The organism is Herbiconiux moechotypicola (genome assembly GCF_024979255.1).
GTDB classification, from domain to species: Bacteria; Actinomycetota; Actinomycetes; order Actinomycetales; family Microbacteriaceae; genus Herbiconiux; species Herbiconiux moechotypicola.
This window is the reverse complement of sequence record NZ_JANLCN010000008.1, coordinates 115,910-141,394: the sequence shown is the minus strand read 5'-3', so window position 1 is coordinate 141,394 and position 25,485 is coordinate 115,910. Positions and strand designations below refer to the sequence as shown.

The 25,485-nt window shown below is 72.3% G+C and carries 23 protein-coding genes; 7 read left to right on the top strand and 16 right to left on the bottom strand.

The genetic code is table 11. From position 1 onward, the window contains the following. The first annotated feature begins 34 nt into the window (after positions 1-34). Positions 35-1,039, top strand: a complete 1,005-nt coding sequence (locus N1031_RS13880) for a LysR family transcriptional regulator (protein ID WP_259480291.1) — start codon at positions 35-37, stop codon at positions 1,037-1,039. On the opposite strand, the gene N1031_RS13875 is transcribed toward N1031_RS13880, so the two are convergent. The 8 genes from N1031_RS13875 to N1031_RS13840 form a co-directional block, all read right to left on the bottom strand. Further along, complete coding sequence (locus tag N1031_RS13875) at positions 1,036-1,548, bottom strand: nuclear transport factor 2 family protein (protein ID WP_259480290.1); 513 nt, start codon at positions 1,546-1,548, stop codon at positions 1,036-1,038. The two genes, N1031_RS13880 and N1031_RS13875, sit on opposite strands and share 4 nt — an antisense overlap. Then, positions 1,545-2,831 carry an acyl-CoA dehydrogenase family protein gene (locus tag N1031_RS13870; RefSeq protein ID WP_259480289.1) on the bottom strand — a complete coding sequence of 429 codons (1,287 nt, stop codon included), beginning with the start codon at positions 2,829-2,831 and terminating at the stop codon, positions 1,545-1,547. Before N1031_RS13870 ends, N1031_RS13875 begins: the two co-directional genes overlap by 4 nt. After that, positions 2,828-4,081: a zinc-binding dehydrogenase gene (locus tag N1031_RS13865; protein ID WP_259480288.1), complete on the bottom strand. Its 1,254-nt coding sequence runs from the start codon at positions 4,079-4,081 to the stop codon at positions 2,828-2,830. Before N1031_RS13865 ends, N1031_RS13870 begins: the two co-directional genes overlap by 4 nt. Next, positions 4,078-5,721: an FAD-binding oxidoreductase gene (locus N1031_RS13860; protein WP_259480287.1), complete on the bottom strand. Its 1,644-nt coding sequence runs from the start codon at positions 5,719-5,721 to the stop codon at positions 4,078-4,080. The genes N1031_RS13865 and N1031_RS13860 overlap by 4 nt, the downstream gene beginning before the upstream one ends. Beyond that, complete coding sequence (locus N1031_RS13855; protein ID WP_259480286.1) at positions 5,714-6,238, bottom strand: nuclear transport factor 2 family protein; 525 nt, start codon at positions 6,236-6,238, stop codon at positions 5,714-5,716. The genes N1031_RS13860 and N1031_RS13855 overlap by 8 nt, the downstream gene beginning before the upstream one ends. After that, positions 6,235-6,714, bottom strand: a complete 480-nt coding sequence (locus N1031_RS13850; RefSeq protein ID WP_259480285.1) for a nuclear transport factor 2 family protein — start codon at positions 6,712-6,714, stop codon at positions 6,235-6,237. Before N1031_RS13850 ends, N1031_RS13855 begins: the two co-directional genes overlap by 4 nt. Before the next feature lie 142 nt (positions 6,715-6,856). After that, positions 6,857-8,341 (bottom strand): dihydrolipoamide acetyltransferase family protein, encoded by a 1,485-nt coding sequence (locus tag N1031_RS13845; RefSeq protein WP_259480284.1) that lies wholly within the window; start codon positions 8,339-8,341, stop codon positions 6,857-6,859. Continuing rightward, positions 8,341-10,545 (bottom strand): alpha-ketoacid dehydrogenase subunit alpha/beta, encoded by a 2,205-nt coding sequence (locus N1031_RS13840; protein WP_259480283.1) that lies wholly within the window; start codon positions 10,543-10,545, stop codon positions 8,341-8,343. Before N1031_RS13840 ends, N1031_RS13845 begins: the two co-directional genes overlap by 1 nt. Before the next feature lie 131 nt (positions 10,546-10,676). Here N1031_RS13840 and N1031_RS13835 point away from each other — a divergent pair, with 131 nt between their 5' ends. Continuing rightward, the gene (locus N1031_RS13835; RefSeq protein WP_259480282.1) at positions 10,677-11,207 is read left to right on the top strand and encodes a VOC family protein; all 531 of its coding nucleotides are present in this window, start codon (positions 10,677-10,679) and stop codon (positions 11,205-11,207) included. 4 nt (positions 11,208-11,211) lie between these two features. Then, complete coding sequence (locus N1031_RS13830; RefSeq protein WP_259480281.1) at positions 11,212-11,931, top strand: GntR family transcriptional regulator; 720 nt, start codon at positions 11,212-11,214, stop codon at positions 11,929-11,931. Between the two features lie 305 nt (positions 11,932-12,236). Here the strand turns inward: N1031_RS13830 and N1031_RS13825 are convergent, their stop codons facing one another. From N1031_RS13825 to N1031_RS13815, 3 genes are read right to left on the bottom strand one after another with little or no spacing between them, the layout of a single operon-like run. Further along, complete coding sequence (locus tag N1031_RS13825; RefSeq protein WP_259480280.1) at positions 12,237-13,361, bottom strand: zinc-binding dehydrogenase; 1,125 nt, start codon at positions 13,359-13,361, stop codon at positions 12,237-12,239. Further along, a complete protein-coding gene (locus N1031_RS13820) occupies positions 13,358-14,443 on the bottom strand; it encodes a DMT family transporter (protein ID WP_259480279.1) in 1,086 nt (361 codons plus the stop codon). Before N1031_RS13820 ends, N1031_RS13825 begins: the two co-directional genes overlap by 4 nt. Then, positions 14,440-15,456, bottom strand: a complete 1,017-nt coding sequence (locus N1031_RS13815) for a ketopantoate reductase family protein (protein ID WP_259480278.1) — start codon at positions 15,454-15,456, stop codon at positions 14,440-14,442. The genes N1031_RS13820 and N1031_RS13815 overlap by 4 nt, the downstream gene beginning before the upstream one ends. A gap of 137 nt (positions 15,457-15,593) precedes the next feature. Between N1031_RS13815 and N1031_RS13810 the strand changes: the two genes are divergently transcribed. Next, on the top strand, positions 15,594-15,905 hold the full coding sequence (locus N1031_RS13810) for a Dabb family protein (protein ID WP_259480277.1): 312 nt from the start codon (positions 15,594-15,596) through the stop codon (positions 15,903-15,905). Next, positions 15,902-17,011 carry a zinc-dependent alcohol dehydrogenase gene (locus N1031_RS13805; RefSeq protein WP_259480276.1) on the top strand — a complete coding sequence of 370 codons (1,110 nt, stop codon included), beginning with the start codon at positions 15,902-15,904 and terminating at the stop codon, positions 17,009-17,011. Before N1031_RS13810 ends, N1031_RS13805 begins: the two co-directional genes overlap by 4 nt. A 97-nt stretch (positions 17,012-17,108) precedes the next feature. Here the strand turns inward: N1031_RS13805 and N1031_RS13800 are convergent, their stop codons facing one another. Next, the gene (locus N1031_RS13800; RefSeq protein WP_259480275.1) at positions 17,109-17,843 is read right to left on the bottom strand and encodes a helix-turn-helix domain-containing protein; all 735 of its coding nucleotides are present in this window, start codon (positions 17,841-17,843) and stop codon (positions 17,109-17,111) included. A gap of 131 nt (positions 17,844-17,974) precedes the next feature. Here N1031_RS13800 and N1031_RS13795 point away from each other — a divergent pair, with 131 nt between their 5' ends. Together N1031_RS13795 and N1031_RS13790 are read left to right on the top strand one after the other, a co-directional pair. After that, positions 17,975-19,357 (top strand): M24 family metallopeptidase, encoded by a 1,383-nt coding sequence (locus N1031_RS13795; protein WP_259480274.1) that lies wholly within the window; start codon positions 17,975-17,977, stop codon positions 19,355-19,357. Then, entirely contained in the window at positions 19,354-20,223 is an 870-nt protein-coding gene (locus tag N1031_RS13790) for an NAD(P)-dependent oxidoreductase (RefSeq protein WP_259480273.1), read from the top strand. The genes N1031_RS13795 and N1031_RS13790 overlap by 4 nt, the downstream gene beginning before the upstream one ends. 96 nt (positions 20,224-20,319) lie before the next feature. On the opposite strand, the gene N1031_RS13785 is transcribed toward N1031_RS13790, so the two are convergent. The 4 genes from N1031_RS13785 to N1031_RS13770 are packed head-to-tail and all read right to left on the bottom strand — an operon-like array spanning position 20,320 to position 25,386. Beyond that, complete coding sequence (locus N1031_RS13785) at positions 20,320-21,405, bottom strand: ABC transporter permease (RefSeq protein WP_259480272.1); 1,086 nt, start codon at positions 21,403-21,405, stop codon at positions 20,320-20,322. Further along, positions 21,402-22,934: a sugar ABC transporter ATP-binding protein gene (locus tag N1031_RS13780; RefSeq protein ID WP_259480271.1), complete on the bottom strand. Its 1,533-nt coding sequence runs from the start codon at positions 22,932-22,934 to the stop codon at positions 21,402-21,404. Before N1031_RS13780 ends, N1031_RS13785 begins: the two co-directional genes overlap by 4 nt. 4 nt (positions 22,935-22,938) lie before the next feature. Beyond that, positions 22,939-24,159 (bottom strand): type 1 periplasmic-binding domain-containing protein, encoded by a 1,221-nt coding sequence (locus N1031_RS13775; RefSeq protein WP_259480270.1) that lies wholly within the window; start codon positions 24,157-24,159, stop codon positions 22,939-22,941. A gap of 42 nt (positions 24,160-24,201) precedes the next feature. Continuing rightward, positions 24,202-25,386: a sugar ABC transporter substrate-binding protein gene (locus N1031_RS13770; protein WP_259480269.1), complete on the bottom strand. Its 1,185-nt coding sequence runs from the start codon at positions 25,384-25,386 to the stop codon at positions 24,202-24,204. Positions 25,387-25,485 lie beyond the last annotated feature (99 nt).

Here is a 25,485-nt window from a genome sequence, read left to right as displayed (position 1 = left end):
GCGACCCCGCGACGACGATGACGACGGAGAGCCCATGACCGCACCCGGCTTCAGCCTCCGCCAGCTCGAGACCTTCCTCGCCGTGGCCGACACGGGCTCGATCACGGCCGCCGCCGAGGCGCTGCACGGATCGCCCTCGGGCGTCGCCGCCGGCCTCGACGCCCTGGAGCGCACTCTCGGCGTGCAGCTGTGCGTGCGCCGCCGCGCCCACGGCGTGACGCTGACCGCCCGCGGCCGCGAACTGCAGCGCTCCGCCCGCGACCTGCTCGCCGAGGCGGCCGAGCTCGAACGCGCCATCGGCGGCGGCCGCACCGGGCTGCGCGGCGAGGTGACCATCGGATGCGCGGAGGAGATGGCCCCCGGCATCCTCCCGCCGATCGTCGAACGACTCGCCCTCGACCATCCGGGCGTGGCCCTCGAAGTGAGGATCGGGCTCGAGGAGTCGTTCTGGCCGCGGCTGCTCACGGGCGAGATCGATCTCGCGATCACCCTCGACCACCGGCAGCCGACCGAGCTGGAGTCGGTGCGACTCACCCCGCTGCCGCTCATCGTGGTGCTGCCGGCCGATCACCCGCTCGCCGCCGAGGAGCGCATCACACCGGCGCAGCTGCGCGACGAGCCCTGGGTCATGCTCGACACCGAACCGGGCGCCACCCACTCGCGCTCGGTCTTCCACGCCGCCGGTGTCGTGCCCACGGTCGCCTTCCGCTCCCCGAGCTACGAGCTCGCCCGCTCGCTGGTGGGGCGCGGCCTCGGCTACACCCTGCACATCCATCGCCCGGCCGGCGACCTCTCGCACGAGGGCCGGCAGCTTGTGGTGCGGCCGCTGGTGACGGATGCACCGGTCGAGTCGGCGACGCTCGCCTGGTCGGCGCGCATTCGGCCCTCGCCCCCGGCCCGCGCGGTCATCGCGGCCGCCCGCGCAGTGTGGGCCGACGGTCTCGCCCGAACCGATGGCACCCCGAAGCAGTCGGCCACGCCCGAGGAGCCGACCGCGCTCAGTGAACCAGCGCGGCGGGCACCCTACGGCGCGCACTAGACGACATCCTCGGCGCGTGCGGCGGCCTCGCGCAGCGGGTGCGCGAGCCCCGGCGGCCACGCGTCAAGGTGCCGACCGATGAGCCGCCATTCACCGCTGCGGCACTCCACCTCGTCGCGCAGGTAGCCGCTCATCTCGAACACGGCCTCGCCGGTGGCGGGGTGCCGCACGGTGGTCATCCAGTAGGCCCACACCGTCCATCCCTCCCGCGCGGCCGGGCCGGGCGCGGTGGATGCGGGCGGCAGCGGGGTGTAGAGCTGGTTCGAGAGGCGGTGCTGCCGCCCCGTTGGGCCTCCGGTGCGCGCGGCCGACACCGCACGGATGTCGTCGATGCCGCGCCACTCGTGGTGCACGCCGTCGGGAGCGACCTCGCTGAACACGGCGTCGGCCCAGTAGGTGCCGAGGTAGAGCTCGAGGTCGCGCGTGTCGAGCGCCCAGAGGCCCACCGCGATCACGTCGGCGATCGCCTGCCTGGCCTCCGGCGACGGCGACAGCGTCTCCCCGCTCATCTCGCCATCTCCTTCGCCGCGGCCTCCGGCCGGTCGAACGCGGAACGCTGCACCCCGAGCACCGTCGCCCCGATCCCCTGCATCCACGCCCCGTACTGCGCGGCCGCGTGCGTGCGGTACATCATCACGTCGCGGATGTACCGCTCGAACCGGCGCCCCGGCCTCGCCTCCGAGCTGCCTGCCGAGGCGAAGAGCAGCTCCACCGCCTCGGCCGCGAGCCGGCCCGCCTCGAGCGTGAGCCCGTTGAGCCGGGTGTCCATGCCGCGGGTGAGGGGCTCGCCCCGGCTCACGAACGCCTCCGACCACTCCGCGATCGTGTCGGCCACCTGCAGCAGGATCGCCTCGGCCGCGTCCGCCTTCACCACCGCCTCGCCGAACACCCGCTGGCTGGCCGGGTCGTGGTCGCGGGTGGCGAACGGCGGGAGCGGTGCTTTGCGCACCCGGGAGAGCTCCTCCCACTCGTCGAGCGCGGCGCGGGCGGCGCCCACGACCACTGCCGCGAGCTCCGCCCCGAGGAACGACTGCACGCTGCCGATGTACTTCGGGTCGCCGTGCAGCGCCGCGCCCGTGAGCCGGGCGTCGACCTCGCCCGCCCAGCGGTTGTCGACGAGGTGGTCGGCGGGCACCCAGACGTCGTCGAAGGCGACGGAGTTCGAGCCGCTGGCACGCATGCCGAGCACTTTGTCGCCGCCCCAGTCGTCGAGCAGCGTGTACGAGACCCTGGGCAGCAGGGCCTGCGCGGTGCGGGGCGCCCCCGACGCATCCGTCTCGCCCTCGACGGCGATCGAGACGATGGCGTGGGTGGAGTAGGGCGACCCGGACTGATAGCGCGAGACCCCCGTGAGCCGGTAGCCGTCGCCGTCACGCCGCGCGGTGCCGGCGGGGGCGAGGCTGTGCGAGGCACGGAAGTAGCCGGCCGCGTCGCCGAACGCCTCCACCTGCACCCGCTCGGGCCACGAGGAGGCGAGCTGCAGCGCGTGCGAGAAGCCGAGGCAGTAGCACCAGCCCGATCCGGGGTCGGCCGAGGCGATCTCGATCACGGTGCGGAGCCACGTGCGCAGCGACACCGCTTCGCCGCCGAACCGGCGCGGCGTGAGCAGGTGGCCGAGGCCCAGCTCGAGCATCCGCTCGTGCACCTCGGGCGGGTAGTGGCCGAGGCGCTCCGACTCGTCTTGGTGCTCGCGCAGCAGGTCTTTGAGCAGGCGCGCCCTCGCCACCGGGTCGAGGGCGGTGCGGGGGTCGGGGTGGGAACCGGGGTCCGGTCGGGTTTCGGGTGAGGTCATCGTGGCACTCCTTCGTGCTGGGTGGGGTGAGGATGCGCTGGGGCGGTGGGCGACAGCACTCCCGTGAGCTGGTGGGGGTCGTCGAGGGCGGCGTAGGCGCGGGCGGCGTCGGCGAGGCCGTAGCGCCCGGTGATGAGGGCTCGCGCGCTCAGGCGGCCGCGTGCCACGAGGCGCTCGAGGCGGGGGACGGAGCTGCGCACGTCTCCCCCGCCGCACTGGGCGCCCACGATCGTGCGCGAGCCGAGCGAGTACTGCAGGTTGTCGAGGCTCACGACGGCGCGCTCGCTCTCGAGACCGGTGGGCACGACCCGTCCGCCGTAGCGCGTGTAGTCGAAGGACTGGCGCATCGCGAGGGTGCTGCCGGCCGCCTCCATCCCCACGTCGACGCCCCGCCCTCCCGTGAGGGCGTGCACCCGGTCGACGACGTCGTCGCCGGCGTCGAGCGCGTGGTGCGCGCCGAGGGCCAGCGCGCGGGAGCGCCGCCAGGGGTCGGGATCGATCGCGACGACGGTCTCGGCGCCGGCGAGCACCGCGGCCTGCACCATCCAGAGACCGAGGTGACCGCATCCGGAGATGCCCACCGACTGTCCGGGGCCGACCCCCGCCACGTCGAACACGGCGCCCGCGCCCGAGGGTCCGCCGCAGCCGAGCAGGGCGAGCTCCTCGTCGGGCAGCGATCCCCGCACGCGCACGAGGTTGCTCTCGTCGTAGACCAGCCGGTCGACGTGGGCGCCGATCCCGCCGTCGCTGCCGATCTCCTCGCCGTCGGCGGTCTCGCCCACGCGGCGCTCCATGAGCGCGAAGATGCGGTCGCACGCGCCCGGCGCGCCGCGGCGGCAGAAGAAGCATTCGCCGCACTGGCGGGTTCCGGTCACGACGACGGCGTCGCCGGCCCGCACCCGGGTCACCTCGCCGCCCACCGCTGTCACCCGGCCGGCGGCGGCGTGGCCGAGCACCCGGCGCCGTCCGTCCGGCGCTCCCGCGACCGGGTCGGCGCGACGCCGGTCGATCGTCATGAGCTCGGTGCGGCACACCGCGGAGGCGCCGATCTCGACCAGCACATCGCGCGGCCCGAGCGGATCGAGCAGCACCTCCACGAGCTCGGGCACCGACCCGTCACCCCGCGCCACGACCGCGCGCGCGACCACTCGTGCCGGTCCCCGCGCATCCGCACCCGCGTCACCGCCCGGCACGTGTGTACCCGCCCGCGGTCCCCGCGCATCCGCACCTGTGCCCGCGTGCGCGCTCATCGCGGCCAGACCCCCTGCTTGCCCGGGGCGAGGATGCCCGCGGGGTCGACCGCGGCCTTGAGGGTACGGGTGAACTCGAGCAGGGCGTGGTCGTTCCACGAGAACTGCTCGGCCACGAGGTCCATGAACTCCAGGTGCGCCCGGTACTCGCCGTAGCCGGCCGCCGCGAGAAGCGGCACGAGCTCGGCGAAGGCCCGGCGCACCCGGTCGGACTCCGCGGGGTCAGCGGCGTCGAAGAAGATCATGAGCACGTTGACCGCGTGCCGCCCGGTGCCGAGCCAGCCGCCGATGTAGTCGAAGCCCGCCGCCTCGATGTGGTCGCGCATGATGCGGGAGGCGGCCGCCACGTGCAGCCCGGTGAACGGCGACACCGGGCACAGGCCGATGTGGGCGCCGGTGGGGCCGTTCGCCCGCCAGCGCACCCCTCCGGCCAGCAGCATGCCGGGGATGCCCGCCGCGAAGTGGTCCATCGGCAGCACCTCCTCGGCGGTCGCGGTGCCGTCGTACCGGTTGACCGACACCGCGCTGCCGGCGATCGCCCCGATCACCTCGCGCACCCGCCGCTCCTTGAGGTCGAGCAGCTCGTCGCCGCCGTAGAAGGCGCACTTCACGTTCCAGCGACCGAGGCCGAGGTCGGCGGCGATCACGTCGACCACCTCGTCGGGCACCACGCCGTCGCCGTCGAACCACCGCTCGCGTGACGACTGACCCGCCGCGACGCCGACCGCGTTGGCCGCGTTGACCACCCCGTCGATCACACCCTCGAGGGTGAGCTCGCGCATCGCGTCGACGAGCTCGGGCAGCCGCGCCTCGTCATCGATCGCGATGCGGCAGGCCGCGAAGCGCTCGGGGCGCGGAAGGAGCCACACCCCCATCTTCGTGACGATGCCGAGGTTCGACTGCAGGAAGAGCCCTTCGAGGCCGGGCCCGAAACCGCCGCGGTAGAGCGGCCAGGTCTCCGCGCCGGGCAGGGCCCCCATCCCGGTTCTGATCACCTCGCCGTCGGCCAGCACCACCTCGAGTCCGCACACGAACTGCTGGTGGTCGCCGTGGGCGGTGTAGCCGTAGCCGCGCTCGAGCGCGTTGCCCACGACGCTGCCCCACCCGAGGTCGGGCACCGAGGCCCAGAGCCGGGAGTCGCGCCGGCGCAGCTCGTCGTAGAGGTCGAAGAAGCTCACGCCCGGCTCGACGAGCGCGTAGGCCGACTCCTCGTCGACCTCGAGCACCCGGTTCAGCCGGCCGAGATCGACCACCACGCTGCCGGGCTGCCGGGGCGCGGGCCCGCCGTAGCCGAGGTTCTTGCCGCGGCCGATCGGCCACAGGGCCACCCCGGCCGCACCCGCCGCGCGCACCACGGCCTGCACCTCGGCCACGTCGGCGGGGCGCACGGCACCCGCGGGGCGGAAGGCGTCACGGTCGCCGAGCGCGTAGTCGTCGAGATAGGCGTCGACGTCGTCGCCGAAGGTCACGTGCTCCGCACCCAGCTCCACGGCGAGCCGCTCCAGCATCCCGCGCGCCGCCTCCGCCGAACCGGCACCCGCCGCCCGGCCCGCACTCGTACCGGCACCCGCACCCGCGCCCGTACCCGTACCGGCACCCGCACCCGCACCCGCACCCGCACCCGGCTCAGCCTCACGCATCCGCCCGGCCCTCCGCATCCGCCCGGCCCTCCGCATCCGCATCCGGCGCGACCCCCTCGCGCAGCGGGTGCGCCAGCACCCCCGGCCACCGTTCCACCCAGCGCTCGGCGAAGCGCCACCGCCCGTCGCGCAGCTCGACGACGTCGCGCGAGTGCCCCGTGGAGGTGAACGCCACCGACCCCGTCTCCGCATCGCGATGGGTCGTGAACCAGTAGGCCCGCACGGCCCACCGCCCCGCACCGGCCGCCTGGTACATCCGGTTCGACTCGCGGTGCTGATGGCCCCCGTAGCCGCCGAAGTGCGACGCCGAGAACTCCCGGATGCTCTCCGCACCCCGCCAGCTCTCGACCGTGCCGTCGAGCTGGGTCTCGCGAAAGAGCGCGTCGGGCCAGAACGCGTCCACGTAGAGGTCGATGTCCTGCGTGTCGAGAGCCCAGAGGTAGCCGTTGTAGAGGTCGTCGATCGCGCAGCGCTCCACCGCCGAGGGGGCGAGCGTCTCCCCGTCCGCGCCGCTCATCGCGCGCCTCCGAACCGCGAGAGCACCTCGCCCTTCCACGGCGCGATCCACCGCTTCACGAGCTTCCACTCCCCGTCGACGAGCCCGACGACGTCGCGGTAGTACCCGGCCCAGTAGAGCGTCGCGGTCTGCGTCTCCACGTCGAAGGCCGTGGCCGAGGTGTACGAGCGCACGGCCCAGTGGTCGGGCCGGCCCTCGGGGTCGGCGCTGAACAGCCTCGCCGTCTCACGGTGCTGGTGGCCGGGAAAGTGCGGATCGCCGTGGAACTTCAGGATGAGCTCCCTCAGCTGCTCCCGGCCGCGGCCCTTCCAGGTGGTGCCGTCGCGCTGGTCCTCCCACACCTCGGCGTCGGGGGCGAAGCAGTCGAGCCACCCCTCCGTGTCTCCGGTGTCGAGGGCCCAGAGGTACTCGCTGTACAGGTCGTCGATGGCGACCCGGTCGGCGAGCCCGGGCGCGGCAGGGCGGGGTGAGGTCATCGTGTGCTCCTTTGCGTGACGACGGGCGGCCGCGCGACGACCACCCGTCCTTCACGCTACGGAGCCGCCGAACCACGGTCAAAGAGTGCTTTGCGGTGATCTACCTCCAGAAGACCGTGGATAGGGCGAGCGGCTCCGACCCTCAGATGAGGATCGAGAGCGGATGCTCCACACGCTTCACGAAGGCCGCCAGCCACTGCGCGGCGAGCGCCCCGTCAAGCACACGGTGGTCGGCCGAGAGCGTGACGGTCATCACGGTGGCGACCGCCAGCTCGCCGTCGGTCACCACGGCGCGCGGGGTGGCCGCGCCCACGGCGAGGATGGCCGACTGGGGCGGGTTGATGATGGCCGAGAACTCGGTGATGCCGTACATGCCGAGGTTCGACACCGCGAAGCTGCCGCCCTCGAGCTCGTTCTGCTTGAGCCGCCCCTCCCGGGCCCGACCCGCCAGGTCGGCGACCGTGCGCGACACCTCGCTCAGCGAGATCTTCTCCACCGAGCGCAGCACCGGCGTCACCAGCCCGCCCTCGATGGCCACGGCGACCGACATGTCGACGGTGTCGTAGCGGCGCACCGCGGTGTCGCCCCAGGTCGCGTTCGCCTCGGGCACGTCGGTGAACGCCGCCGCGGCGGCCTTCAGCACGAAGTCGTTCACCGAGATCTTCACGGGTGACGACTCGTTGACCGTCTTGCGCAGCGCCAGAAGCTCGTCGACCCGGCAGTCCGCTACGAGGTAGAAGTGCGGCACGGTCGACTTGCTCTCGGTGAGCCGTCGCGCGATGGCGCGGCGCATGCCGGTGTGCGGCACCTCGGTGAAGCCGGCCCCGTGCGCGGATGCGCCCGACGGGCTCGCGGCGGCCGGTGCTCCGGATGCAGGGGCCGGGGCGGATGCGGACGGCGCGGGTGCAGAAGGCGCGGCGGCGGGCGTGGCGGTGCCCGCGTCCGAGCCGGCGGCAGCCGCGACCGGCACCGCGACCGGTCCGCGCTCGAGGTCGGCGCGCACGAGACGACCGCCCGGACCGGTGGGCCGGAGCATCGCGAGGTCGATGCCCCGCTCCTTCGCCAGGCGGCGCACGAGCGGGCTCGCGAACAGCCGACCGTTCGCCCCCGGCACGGCCGATCCGGTCGCGGTCGTGCCGGGAACGGCACCGGCGGAAGCCGCCGGCGCCCCCGCGTCCGGAGCCCCCGCCCCCGGTGCCTCAGCGCCCTGCGGCACCACTGGCGCTCCAGCCACGGGCGAACCCACCGGCTCGGGCGCCGTCTCGGGCTCGGGCGCCGGGGCCACGGGCTCTGCGGCGGTCTGCGCCGCGGAGGCCTCCGCATCCGGAGCCCCGCCCCCCGCATCCGCCGCACCCTCTGCATCCGGAGCCACGCCCTCGGCGCTCTCGCCCGGGGCACCCACCACCGCGATCGGGTCGCCCACGCTCACCGAGACGCCCTCGGCCACGAGCACCTTGAGCAGGGTTCCCTCGATCTCGGCCGCGTACTCCACGGTGGCCTTCTCGGTCTCCACTTCGGCGAGGGGCTCCCCCACCACGACGGGCTGGCCGACCTGCACGAGCCACGACTGGATGGCTCCCTCGGCGGCGCCCGCGAGCACCTCCGGCATGCGGATGAGCGTGGCCATCAGCGTTCCCCCCAACCCAGACGGATGCGTTCGAGCCCCGCCACGACCTCCTCGGTGCGCGCGATCGCCGCGCGCTCCAGCACCTTCGAGATGCTCGGCGAGGCCTCGGCCCCGGTGACCCGCTCGACCGGCTGATCGAGCCAGTCGAAGAACCGGCGCTGGATCTCGTCGGCGAGCCAGCCGCCGTAGGAGGTGCCTTGGGCGCCCTGCTCCACGATGAGCACCGAGTTCGTCTTGCGGATGCTCTCGCCGATGGTCTCCCAGTCGATCGACGCGCGGTCGAGCCAGCGCAGGTCGATCACCTCGGCGTCGACCCCGGTCTGCTCCACGGCCTCGAGCGCGTGACGCACCATCGAGAGGTAGCTGATGACCGTCACCTCGGAACCCTCGCGCCGCACGGCCGCCCGGCCCGGCGGGAGCACGTAGTCGAGCTCACCCTCGGGCACGCGGTCGGCGGTGCCGTAGAGGTCGACGTGCTCGATGACGAGCACCGGGTCTTCGAGGGCGAGGGCCGCGTTCATGAGGCCCACGTAGTCGGCAGCGGTCGAGGGTGCCACGATGCGCCAGCCGGGGCTCGTGGCGAACAGGCCCGCCGGGTCCATGAGGTGCTGCGAGCCGTAGCCCGAACCCATGGCCACCTTGGTGCGCAGCACGAAGGGCACCGGGGTGTTCGCGCCGAACATGTGGCGCGCCTTGCCGATCTGGTTGAACACCTGGTCGGCGGCCACCCACATGAAGTCGGGGTACATGAACTCCACGACGGGGCGGAACCGGCCGTCGAGCGCGAGCCCGCCGCCTAGTCCGGTGAACGCGTTCTCGCTGATCGGGGTGCCGAGCACCCGGCCGTGCGGGTCGTCGTTGGAGCCGTACTTCTTCGCCAGCCCCTTGGTGGCGCCGTTAGTGCCGCCGTTCAGGCGGTGCACGTCTTCGCCGAGCACCACGATGCGCGGGTCGGTCGCCATACGGCGGTCCATCACGCCCGAGACGGCGTCGACGAACTTGAGGTCGCGCCAGCCGCCGGTGTGCCGGGCGGGGTCGGAGTCGTCGAGGCCGGCGAGCTCGCTCGCGTCGCCGCGCACCCCCACGTCGACGTAGCCGGTGTCGGGCCAGAGCGAGGGGATGATGCGCCGCTTGCCCTCGGACTCGGGGTCGGCCTCGACCAGCTCGGCCACCGCATCCGCCATCGCCGACTTCGCGCGCTCACGGAGGGTCGCGATCGCCGCGTCGTCGACGAGCCCGAGCTTGGTCATCTCGCGCGCCATCCGGTCGAGCGGGTCGCGGGCGCGCCAGGCGGCCTCCTCGGCCTTGTCGCGGTAGCCGAAGGCGCTGCCCGGGTAGGGCCCGTTCTGGTGGAAGAAGCGGTACACCTCGGCCTCGATGATGGCGGGGCCCTCTCCGGCGCGCATGTGCTCCTCGGCGCGGGTCATGGCGAGGTGGACGGCGAGCGGGTCCATGCCGTCGACCCGCCAGGCGCGGATGCCGAAACCCTGCCCGCGCACCGAGAACCGCGTGTCGGCGGTGATCTCGTCGGAGCGGGTGGAGACCGCGTAGAGGTTGTTCTCGATGAAGAACATCACCGGCAGCTTCCACGCCGCCGCGAGGTTCATCGACTCGAGCACCGAGCCGATCTGGGCGGCGCCGTCGCCGAAGTAGTTGATGGTGAGGTCGGTGGTGCCCGAGTGCTTCTGGGCCCAGGCGTTGCCGGTGGCCATGGGGGCGCCGCCGCCCACGATGGCGTTGGTGCCGAGCGCTCCGGCCTCGAACCACTGCAGGTGCATCGATCCGCCGCGGCCCGAGCAGTAGCCCTGCGCGAGCCCGAGGATCTCGGCGAGCGTGCGCTGCAGCACGGCCTGGATGGCGGGGGTGACCGGCTCGGCCGGGTCGATGACGCCGCCCGAGACGTGCGTGAGCGCCTTGGCGAGGAACTGGTGGTGGCCGCGGTGCGAGCCGTTCACCGCATCCGTCGAGCGCAGCCCCACGATCGAGCCGACGGCGCCGCCCTCCTGGCCGATGCTCGAGTGGGCGGGCCCGTGCACGAGGCTCTCGCCGGCGAGCTCGAGCACGGTCTCCTCGAAGGCACGGATGAGGTGCAGCTCCGCGAGCATGGTCCCGAGCAGCGCGGGGTCGGCTGCCTTCCAATCGGCCGCGGTCGTCGTGAGCTCCTGCCACTCGACCCCGGTCTCCAGTCGACGCGTTCTCGGCATCTTCGCCATCCCTTCGCTTGCCGAGAACGATACGGATGATTGGATCCAATCGCAAGCTCCACCACGATCAATGGTCGCAAATTGCGATCATCCGGCGCATAATGGACGCAATCAAGCGTCGAGGAGGTCGCATGAGCAGCGCAATTCCCGGAGTCAGAGGGCTCGACCACGTGGGGTTCACCGTGCCCGACCTCGATCAGGCCGAAGAGTTCCTGGTGGGGGTGCTCGGTGCCGTGCACGTCTACACGCTCGGGGCCAAGCGCGCCGACGACGACTGGATGCAGGTGCACATCGGGGTCGACCCGCGCACCGAGATCCGCGAGATCCGCTTCTACCGCCTCGGCACCGGCACCAACCTCGAGGTGTTCCAGTACGACGCGGCCGGGCCGCAGGCACCGCAGCCGCGGAACAGCGACATCGGCGGGCACCACCTGGCGCTCTACGTCGACGACATGGATGCGGCGGTCGCCGCCCTGCGCGAGCGCGGCGTGGAGGTGATGGGCGACCCCACCGCCAGCAGGCAGGCGGCGGAGGGGCAGCGGTGGGTGTATTTCAGGAGTCCTTGGGGCATGCAGTTCGAGCTCGTGAGCTTTCCCGGGGGCAAGGCCTACGAGGTGGGGGCGCCGGTGAGGCTCTGGCATCCCGCGCACCCGGCAGAATGACAGCATGAGCCTCGATACCAGCACGACCGCCGACTCGAGGGGCGGGGCGGCCTCCACGGGTGCCGCCGATCGCGGCGCGCACGGGGCCGCGGGCGCCCGGGTCGCCGCCGAGCTGCGCGACGCCATCCTCGCCGGCGTCTACCCGCCCGGGGCGCGCATCCGCCAAGAAGACGTGGCCGGCCGGCACGGCGCGAGCCGGGTGCCCGCGCGGGAGGCGCTCCGGATGCTCGAGGCCGAGGGGCTCGTGACCGTCGTCGCGAACACGGGCGCCTGGGTCACCCGGCTCAACCTCGCCGAGTGCGAGGAGATCTACCAGGTGCGCGAGCGGCTCGAGCCGCTGCTGCTGCGCTACAACGTGCCGCTGCTCGGCGAGGACGGCATCGACGCCCTCGAGCTGCTCGCCACCCGCATGGAGGGCGCGGCCGACATCGAGGTGTTCCTGCGGCTCGACCGGGAGTTCCACCTCTCCTGCTACGAGGCGGCACCCACCACCATGCTCGGCGACACCGTGCTGCGGCTCTGGAACCGCACGCAGCCGTACCGGCGCGCCTACACCTCGGTGTTCCGCTCGGAGGGCGACCGCAGCGTGCACCACGAGCACCACCTGCTCGTGGCCGCGCTCCGCCGCCGCGACGCCGAGGAGGCCGAACGCGTGCTCGCCTCCCACATCCGCCGCACCCGCCTCGAACTCGCCCGCCACCCCGAGATCTTCGACACCCCCTGACCCCGCCCTGGCATCGAGTAGGCGCAATCAGTCGCATCCCGCGCGAGGAAGCGACCGATCCAGCCCACTCGCCAGCACCGGAGTGCGAAGTGCGGGGGTGGCAACCAACCTCGAGTAGGCACAATCAGTCGCATCCCGCGAGTCAAGACGACCGATCCAGCCCACTCGCCAACACCGGGGTGCGAGGTGCGGGGGTGGCAACGACCCTCGAGTAGGCGCAATCAGTCGTATCCCACGCGAGGAAGCGACTGATTGAGCCCACTCGAGGGGAGGTCAGTGTGGGGCGGGATGCGCGGGGCGGCGGGTCAGGGGACGAGGACGGGGGTGAGCTCGGTGCGGGTGCGGGAGGCGGTGAGGGCGTCGTCGATGCGTTCGAGGGGACGGACGGTTCCGAGCATCGCGTCGGCGTCGACGGCGCCCGAGGCGAGCCAGGGAAGGAACCGCTGCTGGTCGCGGCGCATGTCGAGGCGGCCGCTCTGCGAGCTGCGCACGTCGCGCCCGCGCAGGGCGAGGTCGAACAGCGGCAGCGCCACCTCGGAGTCACGGCGCACGTACGAGGTGACGACGACCGTGCCGCCCAGCCGGGTGCAGGCGAACGCCTGACCCACCGACTCGAGCGTGCCTCCCGCATCGAACCCGGTGTCGGCGCCGCGACCGTGCGTGGCGTCGAGCACAGCGTCGCGGGGCGCGACCTCGCCCGGGTCGACGGCGTGGGTGGCGCCGATCCGCAGCGCGAGCGCACGCCGTGACGCGATGGGGTCGACGGCGACGATCGTGGCGGCTCCGAGCATCCGGGCCGCCTGCACCATCCAGAGACCCTCCTGCCCGCACCCCACCACGACCACACTGCTGCCGGGAATCACCTCGCCCACGTTGACCACAGCGCCCATGCCCGAGACGATGCCGCAGCCGAACATCGCGAGGTGCGCATCCGCGAGCCCCTCGCCCTCGGGCAGCAGCGGGAACACCTGGATGTCGCGCAGCACCGTGAGCTCGGCGTAGGTGGCGGCGGCGCCGGGGGCACGCACCTCGCGACCGTCGGCGAGGCGGCCGATCACCGGCGGGGGCACGAAGAGCTGCTCGCACTGGTCGATGCGGCCCGCGCGGCACCAGAAGCACTCGCCGCACTCGGGCGTGGCGGTGATGAGCACGCGGTCTCCCGCACGATGCCGCGCGTCGCGGCCGGCCTCGACGACCGTGCCGACCGCGGAATGGCCGAGCACGACGGGGTACGGATCGGGGTCGAGCTCGGGCAGCCCAGAATCGCCGCGGAGTGCGATCCAGTCGCTGTAGCAGAAGGCGGTGGCGTCGATGCTCACCACGACGTCGCGCGGCCCGGGGTCGCGCAGCGCGACGGTCTCCAGCGTGAACTCGCGCGCGCCACGATGAGCGACCGCGGCCCGCACCTCGGAGCGGTCGACCGCGCTCACGGGAGGATCCCTGTCTCCGCCAGCGGGCTTCGACGGCGGGCACGGCGCGAAGACCGGCGCGGAGCGGAGCCGAGTCCCGCGATGCCGACCGCGGCCACCGCGAGCGCCGCCGCCACGATCGCGGCCGGGGTGAGGCCGACCGCGTCGACCGGCACCAGGAGGTCGAGCACGACCGCCGCGATGGCCTGACCCGCGGCGATGCACAGGATGGCGCTCAGCACACCGATGGTACGCACCGTGAGCGCGGTCACCACCCCGATCGCGACGCCGAGCGTGCCGCCCACCGGCGCCCACGGCGGCAGCGCCCCGAAGTCGATGGGCGCGACCGCGAGCGACACGAGCAGCGCGATCCCCACGAACACCCCCGAGGTGACGAAGTTGATGACCGACATCGCCGCGAACTCCCCCGTCACCACGATCAGCCAGCCGTTCGCCGCCTGCTGCACCGCGATCACGGCGCCGGCGAGCACGACCACCGGGATGACGAAGGCGTTGCCGAGGTCGAAGCGGCCGAGCGCCCCCACCACCACGGCGGCGACCGCGACGGCGAGCCCGACCGCGCGCAGCACTGAGAGCGGGCGACGCCCACCAGGGCCGAGCCCCGCCCCGTCGGCGAGCACCGAGCCGGCGAGCTGTCCGAGCGTCACCGCGACGGCCACCGCGACGACCCCGACCTCGGGGGTGACCGTGATGATCGCCAGCACGGCGACGAACCCCATCACCCCGCCGAGGAACCACCAGCGTCGAAGCTGCGCCCGCCGCGCTCTCAGATTGCGCGCCGCCCGCGGCAGCGCGCCCATCGCGAGCGCCACGACGAGGGCGATGAGCAACGCCGAACCGTGATTGACCGCGGTGGCGAGCACCGGCGAGCCCGTGGCCACGCTCACGTGCCCGTTCACCGAGGTCTGCACGGCGACCGCCGCGCCCGCCGCGAGCGTCGCGACGGTCGCCACCACCGCGGGTGCTCCCCTACCCGGGCGGCCAGACCGCGCATCCGGACCCTCGTCCGCAGCCGAGCCGCGCCCCGCGCCGCGCCCCGGGGCGACCCCCTCGGGCAGGGCCGCGGGCTGCTCCGAGGTCACGCCAGGGCCCGGGCCATCTCCGCCAGGTGCGCAGGCTCCGGCACGAGCTCGCCGCGCTCGATGCGGTGCGCGAGCTCGGTGACCGCGGCGTTCACCGGGGTCGGGATCCCGTGCACACGACTCCGCTCGACCACGTGCCCGTTCAGGTCGTCGACCTCGCTGTGCCGTCCCTTGCGCCAGTCCTGCAGCACGGTTGTGGTGGCGCCCGGCACCACGAACCCGGCGAAGAGCTTGTCGGTCATGATCTCGACCACCCGCTCGGGGTCGGCGATCTCCTCGGCGGTGAGACCGAAGATCGGCAGCACCGCGTGACCCTCCGCGCGCCCGACGGCGAGCGCCTCGTTGCCGGCCGCCACCATCAGCTCGCGGTACCCGGGCGTGTGCAGCGCGTCGAGCATGGGCAGCCCGAGCACCGCCGAGGTCACGAGCAGGGTGCTGTTGCTCACGAGCTTCATCCACTTCGCCGAGGCGATGTCGTCGAACCTCGCCACCGTGCCCGAGTGCGCGAGCAGCGCCGCCACCCGGTCGGCCTTGCCGGGGGCGGCGTCGACGGCGTACCAGGAGCGGTCGACGCCGGTGTGCCGGTGCACGATCCCGGGCTCGTCCATGGTCGCCGAGCACTCGATGACAGTGCCGACGGCGCGCTCGGCCCCCACCACGCTCGCCACCACCTCGGCGGTCATGCCGTTCTGCACCCCCGCCATCACGCCGTCGGCGGCGAGGTGGGGTCGGATGAGCTCGGCGGCCCAGCGGGAGTCGTAGGCCTTCATGAGCATGAGCACCACGTCGAAAGGACGCGTGAGCTCGGCGACCTGGCAGAGGTGGATGACCTCCGGCCGCACCCGCAGCTCGCTCTCGGGGGTGATGATGCGGAGCCCCTCGGCCCGCATCCGCTCCACGTGCGAGGGCCACTGCTCCACCAGCACCACGTCGTGACCGGCCACGGTGAGATCGGCACCGATCGATGCTCCGTTGGCACCGGCACCCAGCACGGCGATGCGCGGTCCGCTCATCCGCAACCTCCCTTGGTTTTGTCCGACAATACAGCAGAGATGTACACAAGAGGGTGCATCCGGGGATATTCTGGCCTCAACACCCCGGATGTGTAAGTCATTGCTGCACACCACCTCGACGAAGAGAGCTGAAGACGATGATCCTCCACCTCGCCGCTTTCCGATGGAAAGACGACGTCACCGACGATGACGTGGCGGCCCTGACCGCCGCCCTGAGCGAGATGGCGGTGGGGATCCCCGAGATCCGCTCCTACACCGCGGGCGCCAATCTCCACCTGCGCCCCGCGGGCGCCGACTACGGCGTGGCGGCCGTGCTCGACGACGCCGCAGGGCTCGACGCCTACCTCGACCACCCCGCGCACCTCGCGGTCTACGAGAAGCACCTCGGCCGCATGATCGCCGAACGCTCGGCCGTGCAGCTGCCGATCGAGGAGGGCTCGTTCCGATGAGCACGGCCGGCACCACCACCGCACCGGGCGGCACGACCGCCACGGCCGTGATGCCCTCCGCCGTGCTGCACGAGGTGGGCGACCTGCGCATCGGCGAGCAGCCGGTGCCGCAGCCGGGCCCGGGCGAGGTGCTCATCCGCGTGGCCGTGTGCGGCGTGTGCGGCAGCGACGCCACCGAGTTCGGCCGTGAGCTCGTGCTCGCCCGTCCTCCGGTGGCACTCGGCCACGAGTTCGCCGGGATCGTCGAGGCGGTGGGCGAGGGCGTGACCGCTCCCCCGGTCGGCGCCGTCGTGGTGAGCGGCGCGGGCATCTCGTGCGGCGAGTGCAAGCCCTGCCGCCAGGGCCGCACCAACCTCTGCCGCAGCTACTCCACCCTCGGTTTCGCGCACGACGGCGGGCTGGCAGGCTACGTGGTGTCGCCGGCCGCCATCACCCTCGACGTCACCGAGACGGGCCTCCCCCTCGACACGCTCGGGCTCACCCAGCCGATGGCCATCGCGGTGCACGCGGTGCGCCGCAGCGGACTCTCGGCGGGCGACGACGCGGTCATCGTGGGGGTGGGCGGCATCGGCGCGTTCATCACCGTCGCGGCCGCCGCCACGGGGGCTCGCGTGCTCGTGGTCGACCTCAACGACGACCGGCTCGAGCTCGCCTCCCGCCTGGGCGCGGCCGAGACCCTCAAGGCGGGCACCACCCCGCTGGCCGAGAGGCTCGACGAGCTGGGCATGGACGTGGACGTGTTCTTCGAGGTCAGCGGCTCCGCCCCCGGGCTGGCGTCGGTGCTCGACGCGGCGAAGCCCGGGGCCACGATCGTGCCCGTCGGCATCCAGCGCGGCGAACCCGCCCTGCCCCTCGGCCGCTGGACACTCAGCGAGTACACCATCCTCGGCACGGTCGCCCACGTCTTCCGCGACGATTTCCCCGAGGCCGTACGCCTCCTCGGCACGCGCGACGACTGGTCGGACATCGCCGGCGAGGTCATCCCCCTCGACGCGGTGGCGACGGATGCGCTGCAGCCGCTGCTGGAGGGCCGCTCGACCCAGATCAAAACGCTGGTCGACCCGTGGGCGACCGAAGCGCGCGCGGCGGTGCACGCGCGGGGCTGACCGCGGAGGGCTGGGCCGCGAGGCGGTCCGGCCCTCCGGTCATCCGGCGACCGGACGGTCCCGCCGCCCGGCGGCCGGCCCGCCCGCCCGGCACCGCTCAGGCCGTGAGGTCGTCCATCGCCCGCAGCACGTCGACCGCGGAGCCGGGCGGGGTCGCCGGCCCCGGCGCGGCGCCCGCGCCCGTCAGGCCCGCAGAGCCCGTGGGCGCATCCGGCATCGCCAGGTTCTGCTGCCGGCGGCCGAACACGAACCACACCCCCTTGGCGGGCACCGAGCCGCGGTTGGAGTAGAGGTGCGGGCGCACGGAGTCGAACTGCAGGGAGTCTCCCGGGCCGAGCACGTGGGTGTCGAAGTCGATGTGCAGGGTGAGCTCGCCCTCGAGCAGGTAGGCGTACTCCACCCCCGCGTGGCGCATGAGCTTGCCCTCGACCGAGCTGGCCGCCCCGGGCTCGTAGGTGACGAGCAGGGCGTCGATGGGCCCGCCGGCGCCCGCGGCGAGGCGCTCCCACCGCACCCCGTTCTCCATCTCGATGACCGGGTTCTCGGATGCGCGCTGCACGTCGGGCAGGGCGGGGCCGGCGTGGCCGAAGAGCTCGGGTGGCCGGGTCTCTCCCGCCGCGGGCTCGACGCTCGGCAGGCCGACGAGCTCGTCGAGCGACACGCCGAGGTGGCTCGCGAGGGCGTAGAGGGTGGAGACCGACGGCTGCGTCTTGCCGATCTCGACCTGCGAGATGAGCGAGGCGGAGACGCCGAGCGACTGGGCGACGCTGCGCAGACTGAGTCCGCGTGAGGTGCGGGCTTCGCGTAAGCGTGCACCGAGGCTTTCCGGCATAGAGACTCCCAAGGTTCTTCGTCATTGTAGAGCGCGAGGGCGGGTGCTGTAGTGTTAAGTAACACTGTACGCGCGTGCAGTGGGAAACGTCTCGCACACGCGTCGCACGAACCCCGACGAAGGAGGACTCGATGAAGAGCACCGGCACCACCGGCACGAACGCCGTCGACTGGGAGGAGCGGGTCGACTTCGACCGCTTGCGCGACGCGCGGCTGGCGCGCCTCAAGGCGGAGCTCGACCGGTCGGAGCTCGGAGCCGTGCTCGCGTTCGACTTCTCCAACATCCGCTACATGAGCGCCACGCACATCGGCACCTGGGCGATGGACAAGCTCATCCGCTTCGCCCTGCTCACCCGCAACACCGACCCCGTGGTGTGGGACTTCGGCTCGGCGGCGAAGCACCACAAGCTCTACAACCCGTGGCTCGACACCACCACCGCCGAGATGGACGCCGACCCCAACGCCCCGCACGAGGGCGCCAAGCGTCCCCGCCTGGAGACGGGCGCCCGCGCCGGCATCTCCACCCTGCGCGGCGCCTTCCCGCCCGAGGCCGAGATCGCCCAGGGCGTGGCGAAGAAGATCAAGCGCGAGCTCGAGAAGTTCGGGCTGGCGAACCAGCCGCTCGGCGTCGACGTGATCGAGCTGCCCATCCTGTTCGCGCTGCAGCAGGAGGGCATCCAGGTCGTCGACGGCCAGCAGGTGTTCATGGAGGCCCGGCGGGTGAAGACCCCCGACGAGATCCGGCTGCTCACCCAGGCCGCCTCGATGGTCGACGCCGCCTACGAGGACCTCTACCGCTTCCTCCGCCCCGGCGTGCGCGAGAACGAGGCCGTGGGTCTCGTGGCCAAGACCCTCTACGACCTCGGCTCGGAGTACGTGGAGGGCGTGAACGCCATCTCGGGCGAGCGCTGCTCCCCGCATCCGCACGTCTTCTCCGACCGGCTCATCCGGCCCGGCGACCCGGCGTTCTTCGACATCCTGCACTCCTTCAACGGCTACCGCACCTGCTATTACCGCACTTTCGCGGTGGGCTCGGCGAGCTCGGCGCAGCGCGACGCCTACACCCGCGCCCGCGAGTACATGGACCGCGCGATCGCCCTGGTGAAGCCGGGCGCCACCACCGCCGACATCGTGGCGGTGTGGCCCACGGCGCAGGAGTTCGGCTTCGCCGACGAGGAGGCCGCGTTCGCCCTGCAGTACGGTCACGGTGTGGGCCTGTCGATCTGGGAGAAGCCGATCTTCTCCCGCCTCACCTCGCTCGACCACCCCGAGACCCTGCAGGAGGGCAACGTGTTCGCCCTGGAGACCTACTGGCCCTCGGCCGACGGATGGGGAGCCGCACGCATCGAGGAGGAGGTCGTCGTGACCGCCGACGGGTGCGAGGTCATCACGAAGTTCCCCGCCGAGGAGCTGCTCGTGGCCGGCAAGCGCTACTACACGATCGACGGGCCGCTCAACCTCGAGCGCGACTCGCAGTCGCACCTCAACACCACCTGGGGGCGTGGGGAGGCGTGACCACGCTCGGATTCCTCGGCCTGGGCTCGATGGGCTCAGGGATGGCCCGGCGTCTCGTCGACGCCGGGCACGACGTGGTGGTGTGGAACCGCTCGGCGGCCGCCGCCGACGAGCTCGTGGCCGCCGGCGCGCGGCGTGCGGCGACCGCCGCCGAGGCGCTGGAGCCGGCCGTGTCGTTCTCGATGCTCGCGAACGACGAGGCCGTGGAGGCCGTGCTCGACGAGGCGGCGATCGCCGCCCTCGCCGGGCGCACCCACGTGATGATGGCGTCGATCAGCCCCGCGCTGGCCGAGCGGCTCGCCGGGGCGTTCTCGGACGCGGGGGCCGCCTACGTGGCGGCTCCCGTGCTCGGGCGCCCCACGGTGGCCGCCGCCGGGCAGCTCAACGTGCTCGCCGCCGGGCGCCCCGCCGACCTCGACGCGGTGGAGCCCTACCTCGCGGTGCTGGGCAAGCGCACCTGGCGGCTCGGTGAGCATCCGCCGGTCGCCAACGCCGTCAAGGCGGCGGTGAACTACAACATCATCCACGCCATGCAGGCCATCGGCGAGTCGGTCGCCATGACCGAGCGGCAGGGCGTCGACCCGGCGCTGTTCACCGAGCTGCTGTCGAGCACCCTGTTCGGCGGCGTGGTCTACACCGGCTACGGCGACCTCATCGCCCGGCAGGACTACACTCCGCCCGGCTTCCACATCGCCCTCGGCCGCAAAGACCTGGGCCTCGCCCAGCAGGTCGCCGAGGCCGGCGGGGTCACCCCCGCCACGCTCCCGGCCCTCCTCGCGGTGTTCGACGCGGCCCTCGCCGACCCCGAGCTCCGCGACGCCGACTGGAGCGCCATCGCCGAGGTCTCCCGCCGCGACCTGCTTTAGTCCCCTAGGTCTCATTCGAGTGGGCCCGATCGGTCGTCTCCCGGCAAGGGAAGCGACCGATCGGGCCCACTCGATGTGACAGGATGCGCGGCGCGGTCAGGCCCTGGGGCGGCGGAGGGTGGGGGTCGCGCGGCGGATGGCGGCGCCGCGCTTGGCGGTGCGCTCCCAGCGCGAGAGTCCCACGGCCGCCAGCAGCGCCACGCCGTTGAACAGGTCGCTCACCCAGTTCTGGGCTCCCAGCAGCTGCAGGCCCTTGATGCCCACGGCGAGCACGTACACCGAGATGACGGTGCCCCACACGTTGAATCGTCCGCCCTTGAACTGCGTCGAGCCGAGGAACACCGCGGTGAGCGCCGGCAGCAGCAGCCCCGGGCCCACGGTCGGGTCGCCCGCGTTGATGCGCGAGGCCAGCAGCACACCGGCGAGCGCCGCGATGATGCCGCCCGCCACGAGCGACGCGATCTGCAGCCGGGCCACGTTCACGCCCGAGAGCCGCGCGCCGTCGGGGTTGTAGCCCGCGGCGTACATGCGCCGCCCCACCGGGGTGCGCTCGAGCACGTACCAGACCACCACCGCCACGAGCAGCATGATGAACACGGGGTTCGTGATCTTGAACGCCGGGTTGTCGGGCACGAGCGGCAGACCGCCGGTGGCGAACAGCCGGAAGCCGTCTTCGAGCCCGATGATCTGCCGGTTCTCCGACAGGAACGCGAGCCCCGCGAGCAGGATCGAGCTCATGCCGAGCGTGGCGATGAACGAGTCGATGCGCCCCTTGGTGATGATGAGGCCCGACACGATGCCGATGAGCGCCCCCACCAGGATGGTGAGCGGGATGGCGATGCCCCACGGCAGCTGCAGCTTGGTCTGCAGCACCGCCACGAGGATGACCGCGAAGCCCACCTCCGCGCCGATGGCGAGGTTGAACACGCCGTTGACGAGCGGGATGAGCACGGCGATCGCCGCGAGCACGGTGATCGACTGGGCGTCGAGCAGCACGAGCCAGGTGCCCGGGGTGAGGAAGGTGCGCGGCGTGATGATCGCGAACACCGCGAACAGCACGATGAAGATGTAGATCGCACTGATGTTGCGGAACGACAGCGCGGCCAGCAGGCCGCTGCGGCGTTCGGGTGAGCCCGTCTGGGCGGGTTCCTCGACGAGCGAGATCGATTCGGTCTTCTTCACGGGTGGTCCTCGTTCTTCAATCCGTAGCCTTCCATCACGAGCCGCGTCTCCGTGAGCTCGTCTCCCGCCAGTTCGGCGGCGATCCTGCCGTCGCGCAGCACCAGCACCCGGTCGCACAGGCGCACCAGCTCCTTGGCCTCCGACGAGCACACCAGCACGGCGGCACCGCCCGCGGCCGCGCCGTCGATGGCGTCGTAGATGGCCTGCTTGGCACCGATGTCCACGCCCTGGGTGGGCTCTTCGAGCAGCAGCAGCTTCGGGTCGTTGCGCAGCCACTTGGCGAACACGATCTTCTGCTGGTTGCCGCCAGAGAACTGCTGGAACACCTGTTCCGCCCGGGGCGGCTTCACGTCGTAGGCCTTCACGAGCCCGGCGGCGTGCGCTTTCTCGCGCGAGGTCGAGATGGCCCCGAGGCGGTTCGTGAGCGACCGCAGCTCGGGCAGGGTCACGTTCTCGCGCGCCGTCATCGGCCGCACCGAGCCGAGCTTGGCCCGGTCGCCGGGCACGAAGGCGACACCGCGACGGATGCTCTCGCCCGGCGAGCGCTTGAGGTACGGCTTCCCCGCCAGGGTGAACCCGTCGACCTCGGCGTCGATCGACCCGAAGATCATGGCGGGCAGCGCCTCGCGGCCCGAGCCGAGCACACCGGCCACGCCCACGACCTCGCCTGCGGCCACCCGCAGGTCGACCCCCTCGAGGATCGCGCCGCTCAGCCCGGTGACCTCGAGCACGGTGTCTCCGTGCACGCGGGCGTTCTCGCCGTGCTCGGCCTCCCCCACGGGGATGCCGGTGACGTAGGAGACGAGCCGGTCGTGGTCGAGCCCGGCGCGCGGCTCGTCGGCCACCTTGCGGCCGTCGCGCAGCACGACGACCCGGTCGGCGAGGTCGAGCACCTCGTCGAGCCGGTGCGAGATGAAGATGACCCCGGCGCCGTCGGCGGCGAGCTTCTTCACCGCGTCGAACAGGATGCGCACCTCGGTCGCGTGCAGCGCCTCGGTCGGTTCGTCGAGGATGAGCACGTTGCGCGGGTGCTGCCAGCCGTCGAGCGCCCGGGCGATGCCGATGATCGACCGCTGCGCGGGCGCGAGCCTCGAGATCGGCACCTCCACGTCGAACGGCTCGCCGAAGCGGCCGATCAGCGCCCGCGCCTTCGCGCGCTCCGCCTTGCGGCGGAACGGCGCGAAGGACGCGGCGCCCTGGTAGTGCGTGATGCCGAGGTTCTCCACCGCGGTGAGCTCGTTGGCGAGCCCGAGGTCCTGGTGGATGATGTGCAGCTCGGTGTCGAACCCGCCCTGCGAGGCGAGCTCGACCTCTCCGCCGTCGCTCGTGTAGACCCCCGCGAGGATCTTCACGAGCGTCGACTTGCCCGAGCCGTTGTGACCCACCACGGCGACGATCTCGCCGCTGCCCACCTCGAGCGAGACGTCGTCGAGGGCCCGGTTGCCCGGGAAGTCCTTGATCATCCCGGTGATGGTGACCAGCGGCGAGGCGATGCCCGCCGCCGGGAGGGTCGGTGTGTCGACGGTCATCCGGCTACTTCCCCCACAGCTCGAGGAACTGGTCCTCGAAGCCCTCGAGAGCCACGTAACCGGCCGGGGTCAGGTAATCGCTGGCGTTGCGGATGGTGACGATGTGCGACACCGCCCGCGCGGCGGACTCCCAGTCGCCGTCGAGGTAGGGCACCTCCATGCCCTGCATCGCCCGCAGACCCTCGTCGACCTGCAGCCACATGAACATGTTGAAGTCGACCACGTAGCCGGCCACCTCGGTGCCGTCGGCGATCTGCTGGATGTTCTGCGGCAGCGACGACTGGCCCACGCCGAGCGCGTTCGTGAGCCCCGCGAGCTGCGCCTTCTCGTCGAGCCCGATCTGGTACTGGTCGGCGAGCGAGATGAAGAACTGGGTCTCGGGATGCGCCTGCAGGTCGCTGACGATCTTGTCGGCAGGGCTCGGGTCGGCGATCGAGATGTCGACGATGCGCAGGGTGCACTCGGGGCAGAGCTCGGCGAGGGCCGCGGGCACCGCCTCGTTCTGGATCTCGGAGGCCGGGATCTCGGGGATGGAGTACATCACGAACTCCGTCGCCGTACCGCAGGTGAGCGAGATGGCCGCGTTGGCGAGCACCTGGCTGTTCACCTCGATGCTGCCGGCGCCGCCGAGGGAGTCGCGCAGGCCGAACTCCTCGGCGTTGAGCTGCCCGCCGTAGACGATCGCGGCGCCCTGCTCCTCGAGCTGGGCAAGCTGGTCCTGGAAGAACCGGGCGTCGACCGACTGGTCGAACACGATGTCGGGCTGCATCTCCACCACCGAGTTGAGCGCCGAGTTGATGCTCTGCGCGTCGGTGCCGGTGTCGACGTTGACGAACTGGATGCCCGCCGCGTCGCTGGCCGCCTGGAGGCCGGCCTGGAACAGCGCCGCGATCGGCGTGCCGTTGTTGAGGTACACCGCCGTGGTGGAGGGGTCGATCGGCTCCTTCAGCGGCTCGGTGGCGAGGATGGCGGTGGCGGGCTCCTCGAAGGTCTCGACCAGGGCCTGCGCGGACTCGAAGTCGATGCCCTCGCGGGGGCCGGCGGCGCAGGAGCCGTCGTCGGCCATGTAGGTGAGCGGCACCTCGCCGCCCGCCGAGTCGCCGCCCGACCCGCCCGAGTCGGCCGAGCATCCGGCCGCCAGCAGCGCCACGGCGCCCAGCACGGCCGCGGCCCGGAGGCCGGTGGACAGACGGAGGGGACGGTGGCTCGTGATGCGTCGTTGCATGGGGAACTCTCTTTCTGACGTCGTCGTCGTGGTCGGGTCGGCCTATTTGCCCCAGAGGGTCTTGAAGTCGGCCTCCATGTCGGGGTAGGCGACGAAGCCGTCGAGGTACTCCCCGGCGTTGGCGGGGGTGAGCACCCGCGACACGGAGCGGTTGACGGCCTCCCAGTCGCTGTAGGGCTCGTAGACGCCCTGGATCTTGCGGAACGCCTCGTCGAGGGTGAGGTACATGTACATGTTGAGGTCGACCGCGAACCCGGCGGACTGCAGGCCGTCGGCCAGCTGTTGCACGTTCGGCGGCAGCGACGACTGGCCGAAGCCGTAGGCGTTGGTGAGACCGGCCAGCTGCGCCTTCTCGGCCAGTCCCACCTGGAACTGGTCGGCCGGGGTGACGAAGTAGTCGGTCTCGGGGTGCGACTGCAGGTCGCTCACGATCTTGTCGGCCGGGCTCGGGTCGGCGATCGAGATGTCCACGACGCGGAGGGTGCAGTCGGGGCAGAGCTCGGCGAGGTATTCCTGGGTCGACTCGAGCTGGATCGCCGAGAAGCCGAGCTCGGGGATGTTGTAGAACACGAACTCGTCGCCGGTGCCGCAGGTGAAGGCCACGGCTCCGGCGGCGAGCACCTTGCCGTTCACGAGCGAGCCGTTGAGGCCGCCGAGCGAGTCGTCGAGGCCGAAGTCCTCGGCGTTGGGCTGCGAGGAGTAGACGATGGCGACGCCGTTGTTCTCGAGCTCGGTGAGCTGGTCCTGGTAGAAGGTGGCGTCGATGGCCACCGAGATCACCGCGTCGGGGTCGAGCTCGACCACCGAGTTGAGTGCCGAGTTGATGCTCTGCGCATCCGTGCCCGTGCTGATGTTCACGAGGTTGATGCCCGCGGCGTCGGCCGCGGCCTGGATGCTCTGGTACATGATGCCGGCCACGGCGGTGTCGTTGTTGAGGAACGCGATCGTCGTGTCGGCGCCGACCGGCTCGGGGAGCGGCTCGGTCTGCAGCAGGCCCTCGGAGGGCTGCTGGAACGACTTGATGAGGGCGTCGGCGGTCTCGTAGTCCACGCCGTCGCGGGGGCCGGCGGCGCACTCGCCGTCGGGGCTCTGGTAGGTGAGCTCGACGTCTCCCCCGCCCGCGGCGGTGGTGCTGTCGGTGCCCCCGGAGGAACAGCCGGCGGCGAGGAGGGAGACGGCTGCGAGAAGAGAGGCGGTGCGCAGAGCTGCTGTGGTGCGTCGTTGCATGTGAATGCTCGCTTTCTGGGTGACATCATTGTCAGAGCGTCCGACAATAATTGTCGGACAATGGGATAATCATACACTCGCGGTGCACGAACACCAGGG

Bases quoted from the DNA above. Each gene is read 5' to 3' on its own strand.
- N1031_RS13880 (WP_259480291.1), top strand. From the start codon at position 35: ATGACCGCACCCGGCTTCAGCCTCCGCCAGCTCGAGACCTTCCTCGCC.
- N1031_RS13875 (WP_259480290.1), bottom strand. From the start codon at position 1,548: ATGAGCGGGGAGACGCTGTCGCCGTCGCCGGAGGCCAGGCAGGCGATC.
- N1031_RS13870 (WP_259480289.1), bottom strand. From the start codon at position 2,831: ATGACCTCACCCGAAACCCGACCGGACCCCGGTTCCCACCCCGACCCC.
- N1031_RS13865 (WP_259480288.1), bottom strand. From the start codon at position 4,081: ATGAGCGCGCACGCGGGCACAGGTGCGGATGCGCGGGGACCGCGGGCG.
- N1031_RS13860 (WP_259480287.1), bottom strand. From the start codon at position 5,721: ATGCGTGAGGCTGAGCCGGGTGCGGGTGCGGGTGCGGGTGCGGGTGCC.
- N1031_RS13855 (WP_259480286.1), bottom strand. From the start codon at position 6,238: ATGAGCGGCGCGGACGGGGAGACGCTCGCCCCCTCGGCGGTGGAGCGC.
- N1031_RS13850 (WP_259480285.1), bottom strand. From the start codon at position 6,714: ATGACCTCACCCCGCCCTGCCGCGCCCGGGCTCGCCGACCGGGTCGCC.
- N1031_RS13845 (WP_259480284.1), bottom strand. From the start codon at position 8,341: ATGGCCACGCTCATCCGCATGCCGGAGGTGCTCGCGGGCGCCGCCGAG.
- N1031_RS13840 (WP_259480283.1), bottom strand. From the start codon at position 10,545: ATGCCGAGAACGCGTCGACTGGAGACCGGGGTCGAGTGGCAGGAGCTC.
- N1031_RS13835 (WP_259480282.1), top strand. From the start codon at position 10,677: ATGAGCAGCGCAATTCCCGGAGTCAGAGGGCTCGACCACGTGGGGTTC.
- N1031_RS13830 (WP_259480281.1), top strand. From the start codon at position 11,212: ATGAGCCTCGATACCAGCACGACCGCCGACTCGAGGGGCGGGGCGGCC.
- N1031_RS13815 (WP_259480278.1), bottom strand. From the start codon at position 15,456: ATGAGCGGACCGCGCATCGCCGTGCTGGGTGCCGGTGCCAACGGAGCA.
- N1031_RS13810 (WP_259480277.1), top strand. From the start codon at position 15,594: ATGATCCTCCACCTCGCCGCTTTCCGATGGAAAGACGACGTCACCGAC.
- N1031_RS13805 (WP_259480276.1), top strand. From the start codon at position 15,902: ATGAGCACGGCCGGCACCACCACCGCACCGGGCGGCACGACCGCCACG.
- N1031_RS13800 (WP_259480275.1), bottom strand. From the start codon at position 17,843: ATGCCGGAAAGCCTCGGTGCACGCTTACGCGAAGCCCGCACCTCACGC.
- N1031_RS13795 (WP_259480274.1), top strand. From the start codon at position 17,975: ATGAAGAGCACCGGCACCACCGGCACGAACGCCGTCGACTGGGAGGAG.
- N1031_RS13780 (WP_259480271.1), bottom strand. From the start codon at position 22,934: ATGACCGTCGACACACCGACCCTCCCGGCGGCGGGCATCGCCTCGCCG.
- N1031_RS13775 (WP_259480270.1), bottom strand. From the start codon at position 24,159: ATGCAACGACGCATCACGAGCCACCGTCCCCTCCGTCTGTCCACCGGC.
- N1031_RS13770 (WP_259480269.1), bottom strand. From the start codon at position 25,386: ATGCAACGACGCACCACAGCAGCTCTGCGCACCGCCTCTCTTCTCGCA.